This is a genomic window from Mesorhizobium sp. M1E.F.Ca.ET.041.01.1.1, from assembly GCF_003997355.1.
In the GTDB taxonomy this organism is placed as follows: domain Bacteria; phylum Pseudomonadota; class Alphaproteobacteria; order Rhizobiales; family Rhizobiaceae; genus Mesorhizobium.
The window spans coordinates 1-3,919 of sequence record NZ_RZSL01000557.1; the positions used below are offsets into that span (position 1 = coordinate 1).

Genomic DNA, 3,919 nt, shown 5'->3' on the forward strand with positions numbered 1-3,919 from the left:
ATCCAGCTCACCGGCCTGCCGTTGCCATCGACGTCGAAGGTGCGGAAGGCGATGTTCTCGGCGACCGTCATTCTCGGCGCGCAGGCATTCTTCAATGGCTCTTCCGGGATGAGGCGGACGTTGAGCGCACGCGCCTCGGCGCGCGTCGCGGCATAGGCCGCGCCGCGAACCATGACTTCCCCTTGATCGCGAGCGCGCTGTCCGGCCAGCACTTCCAGGAACTCCTTCTGACCGTTGCCCGAGATGCCGGCGATGCCGACGATCTCGCCGGAGCGCACGCCGAGATCGGTGATGTTGATCGATTTGAGGCCGGTTCGGTCCGGAGCCTTCAGCGCCTTGACCTCGAGCACGATCTCGGCATCCGGCTTCGGCTCGGCGCGGCTGTCGAGCGCGGCGATCGGCTGGTCGCCGATCATCATCGCCGCCATTTCCCTATGCGAAAGATCCGAGACCTTCCCGGCTCCGGTGAGCCTGCCCTTGCGCAGCACCGTGATGTCGTCGGCGAATGCCGTGACCTCGTGGAACTTGTGCGAGATCATCAGCACGGTGAGGTCGCCTGCCTTCGTCATGCCGCGCACCAGGCCGAGCACTTCCTGCGCCTCGCCCGGGGTCAGCACGGATGTCGGCTCGTCCAGCACCAGGAAATTGCGGCCGAGATAAAGCTGTTTGATGATCTCAAGCTTCTGCTTCTCGCCGGCGGCGAGCTCGGCCACCTTGACGTCGAGCGGCAGCTTGAACGGCATGCCGTTCATGAAGGCCGCAAGCGCTGTGCGCTCCTTGCGCCAGTCGATGACGCCGGGCACCTTCTCACGCGAGATGACCAGGTTCTCGGCGCCGGTCAGCGAAGGCACGAGCGTGAAATGCTGATAGACCATGCCGAGGCCGAGCGCCGAGGCATCTCTCGGGCTGGCGATCGTCACCTCGCGTCCGTCGACCAGCATGTCGCCCGCCGTCGGATGGTAAAAACCCATCATGCATTTGACCAGCGTCGACTTGCCAGCGCCGTTCTCGCCGAGCAGCGCGTGGAAAGAGCCTGCAGGCACCTTGATGGAGACGTCGTCGAGCGCGGTGAAAGCGCCGAAGCGCATGGTCATGCCGATGGTCTCGACGCCGATCGCCTTGCGATGGAGAGTTCCGCTCATCGCCGGTTCCTCATGGCAGCTGCGCGACGAGGGCGGCGGAATTCGAGACGGCGCCGAAGACGCCGCCCTGCATCTTGATCATCTTGATCGCCGCCAGGTGGTTGCCGTAGTCGGTCGCGCCGCAGCAATCCTCCAGCATCACGCATTCGAAGCCGCGGTCGTTGGCCTCGCGCATGGTGGTGTGCACGCAGACATCGGTTGTGATTCCGGTGAGCACGATGTTTTCGATGCCGCGCTGGTTGAGGATCAATTCGAGATCGGTGGCGCAAAACGAGCCTTTGCCCGGCTTGTCGATGATCGGCTCGCCCTCGGCCGGATAGAGGTCGGGGATGATGTCCCAGCCAGGCTCGCCGCGCACCAGGATGCGCCCGCAAGGGCCGGGATCGCCGATGCCGGCATTGATGCGGCGCGAGCGCCAGCGCTTGTTGGCGGGCAGGTCGGCGAGGTCGGGACGATGGCCCTCGCGCGTGTGGATGATGGTGTAGCCCTTGTCGCGCATGGCGGAAAGCACAGCCTTGATGGGCTCGATCGGCGCCCTGACCAGCGACAGGTCGTAGCCCATATGGTCGACATAGCCACCCGGCCCGCAGAAATCGGTCTGCATGTCGATGATGATCAGCGCCGTGTTGTCCGGCCTCAACTCGCCATTGTAGGGCCAGGGGTAGGGATCGGCGTTGATGTAGCGCTGGGTGATCTCGGCTCTGGCGTTCATGGCAAAAACTCCGGTCTCGCGAGCGGTTCCTGGGCGACGGTCATTTGGTGATCGACAGTTCGCCGGGCGCGCCGGCGAGCGTGCGGCTCGGCGACGAGGTGGCGATCATGATGATGAGGGTGAGGATGTAAGGGGCGGCGTAGAACAGGTAGTAGCCCTGCGTGACGCCCACCGACTGCAGCGCCGGGCCGAGCGCGCCGGCGCCGCCGAACAAAAGCGCGGCAGCGAAGCAGCCGAGCGGGTTCCAGCGCGCGAAGATGACCAGCGCCACCGCCATCAGTCCCTGGCCCGACGAGATGCGCTCGGTCCAGCTGCCGGGATAATAGAGCGACAGGTAGGCGCCGCCGATACCGGCGAGCGCTCCGCCGGTGCCGGTGGCCAGCAGGCGCACCGCGTTCGGGTCGAGGCCCATGGCGCGAGCTGCATCGGCGCTGTCGCCGACCACGCGCACGATCAGGCCGACACGGGTGTTGCGGAACGCCCACCAGAGGAAGATGGCGAGAGCAGCGCCGATCAGGAACAGCACGTTGACGTTGAGCGCCGCCTGCACCTGCGGGATGTCGGACCAGGCGCCGAACGGGATCGCCGGCAGATCGGGCGCGGAGGGCTGGATGAAGGGCTTGCCGAAGAAGAAGGCGAGGCCTGTGCCGAACAGCATCAGGGCGATGCCGATGGCGATGTCGTTGACCTTCGGGAACTTGCAGATCCAGCCATGAAAGAGGCCGAAGCAGAGGCCGGCGGCCGCCGCCGCCAAAAGGCCGAGCCATGGCGAGCCGGTCATCACCGCCACCGCATAGGCACTCATGGCGCCGAACACCAGCGTGCCTTCGAGGCCGAGATTGATGCGGCCGGAGCGTTCGGTGATGGCTTCGCCGAGCGAGACGAAGATGAAGGGAGTGGACACGCGGATGGCGCCGCCCAGCATGGCGAGCGGCACCCCCCACAGCCCGATATCGGTCGCGTCCATCACGCGACCCCCTTCAGGAGATCGGGCCTCTGCCAGAGGTCGGGATTAAAGAGCTTGAACCGGCCGTAGAAGGTCTCGCTGAACAAGATGACGATGAACAGCATGCCCTGCAGCACCAGCACGGTTGCATCAGGCAGGTCCATTCGGCGCTGAATCAGCCCGCCGGACGCGTCGATGCCGCCAAGCAGAACGGCGACGGGGATGATGGCAAGCGGATTGTGGCGGGCAAGGAAGGCGACGAGGATGCCGGTATAGCCGTAGCCGGCGGCCAGCGAGCCGTTGGCGCTGCCCTGCACGGCCGCGACCTCGAGCATGCCGGCAAGTCCTGCGAAGCCGCCCGCCAGCGCCGTGAAGCCGACGATCAGCGGACCGACGGCCAACCCCTGCACCTGCGCCGCCCTGACATTGCCGCCGGCGATGCGGGCGGCGAAGCCCCAGCGGGTCTTCTCGATCAGCAGCCAGGAGAGCGCGCAGGCAAGGATGCCGACGACGAGGCCCCAATGCACCTCCATGCCCGGGATGTTGCCGACGCGGTAGAGGTCGGCCAGCGGCTGGGTCGAGGGTTTGTTGAGCGAGGCCGGATCGCGCAGCGGCCCTTCCACCAGATGGTTCATCAGGGCAATCGCGATGTAGGCCATCAGCAGGCTGGAGATGGTCTCGTTGACGGCCCGGTAATGGCGCAGCGCGCCGACGACACCTATCCAGATGCCGCCGGCGGCCGCGCCCCCCACGCCCATGAGGAGGATGACGAGAAAAGACGGCGCGCCGTTCAGCGCCACGCCGATAGCGGCTGCGGCGACGCCGCCGAGCACGATCGCGCCCTCGCCGCCGATGACGACCAGGCCGAGGCGCGCCGGTAGAGCCACGCAGAGCGCCGCAAGCAAGAGCGGCGCTCCGCGCGACAGCGAGTTCTGGATCGAGAACCAGGAACCGAAGCCGCCGCGCCACATCGTCTCGTAGAGCTGGGCCGGCGACTTGCCGACAGCCAGGATGAACAGGCTGAACAGCACCATGCCGGCGACCAGCGCCGCGAGTGGAATGACGAAGGCCTCAGCCCGCCTGGCGATCCATTCGAGCGCCGCCCGATATCCCCTCGCA

General features: G+C 66.5%; 4 protein-coding genes. All 4 read right to left on the reverse strand.

The window, feature by feature from the left end; genetic code table 11:
* A partial coding sequence (locus EOA38_RS30065) for an ATP-binding cassette domain-containing protein (RefSeq protein ID WP_127300947.1) occupies positions 1-1,142 on the reverse strand: 1,142 nt, incomplete at its 3' end.
* A 10-nt stretch (positions 1,143-1,152) separates the two neighbouring features.
* A complete protein-coding gene (locus EOA38_RS30070) occupies positions 1,153-1,854 on the reverse strand; it encodes an isochorismatase family cysteine hydrolase (RefSeq protein WP_126091817.1) in 702 nt (233 codons plus the stop codon).
* Positions 1,855-1,894: 40 nt separating this feature from the next.
* Positions 1,895-2,821 carry an ABC transporter permease gene (locus EOA38_RS30075; protein WP_126091818.1) on the reverse strand — a complete coding sequence of 309 codons (927 nt, stop codon included), beginning with the start codon at positions 2,819-2,821 and terminating at the stop codon, positions 1,895-1,897.
* A partial coding sequence (locus EOA38_RS30080) for an ABC transporter permease (protein WP_145966126.1) occupies positions 2,821-3,919 on the reverse strand: 1,099 nt, incomplete at its 5' end. The genes EOA38_RS30080 and EOA38_RS30075, both read right to left, overlap by 1 nt.